Source organism: Methylobacterium aquaticum, from assembly GCF_001043915.1.
Classification (GTDB): Bacteria; Pseudomonadota; Alphaproteobacteria; order Rhizobiales; family Beijerinckiaceae; genus Methylobacterium; species Methylobacterium aquaticum.
The window spans coordinates 1-891 of sequence record NZ_LABX01000377.1 but is presented as its reverse complement, the minus strand read 5'-3'; the positions used below and the strand labels follow the sequence as shown (position 1 = coordinate 891).

General features: G+C 71.5%; 1 protein-coding gene. It reads right to left on the bottom strand.

All coding sequences use genetic code 11. From position 1 onward, the window contains the following. Positions 1–277: 277 nt before the first annotated feature. The coding region (locus VP06_RS32350) for a folylpolyglutamate synthase/dihydrofolate synthase family protein (RefSeq protein WP_048467931.1) at positions 278–891 on the bottom strand (614 nt) is incomplete at its 5' end.

The window sequence follows — 891 nt, the reverse complement described above, 5'->3', positions numbered from 1 at the left end:
AGCGGCGGCGGTCAGCGCGGTAAAGGCAGCGAAAGCACTCAGGAGTTTCTTCATGATGGTCCCCAGCAGGTTCCCCGATCCAGAGGAAGCTAGACCATTTCCGTCGCGCACGATGTAGCGCTTCCGCCACATGGGGGTAGCAACGACAGGCGCGGCAAACGAGGGCGTGGACAATGTCAAGCCTGCCGGCAAACCATCCCACGCTTCTCTCTCGTATAACCGTTTCGCGCTCGCCCGTCGTTCACGCGGCGGCAACGCTTTCGCGCAAGCCGCTTCGTCAGGTCGGCGGGGTGCCGTTGGCGGCGAGCACGGCGCCCGCGAGGTAGAGCGAGCCGCAGATGAGCACGCGCGGCGGGCGGTCCCAGGCCCGGTCGCCCAAGGACACCAGGGCCGCCTCGACGCTCGGCGCCGTCGTGGCGGAGAGGCCCACCCGCCCGGCGATCTCCGCGACCTCCTCGGCCGGCCGCGCCGCCATCTGCCCGGCCAGCGGCACCGCCACCAGGAAGCGGGCGAGGCCGGCGAAGTTGGCCAGGAACCCTTCCGCGTCCTTGGTGCCGAGAAGCCCCGACACGAGGACGAGCGGCGCGTCGCCGCGCTCCTGGAGATCGGCCATCGCGGCGGCGAGGATGCGGCCGCCATCGATGTTGTGGCCGCCGTCGAGCCAGAGTTCGGAGCCCGGCGGGACGAGGCCGGCGAGGCGGCCCCGGCGCAGGCGCTGCAACCGGCCCGGCCATTCGATCGCCGCGAGCCCCGCCTCGAACGCTTCGGTGCCGAGGTCGCCGAAGCCGGCGGCGCGCAACGCCGCGATCGCCGTGCCGGCATTGACGATCTGGTGGCGCCCGGCAAGCCGGGGACGCGGCAGGGCGGGGGGCTGGCTCTTATAAACAATTC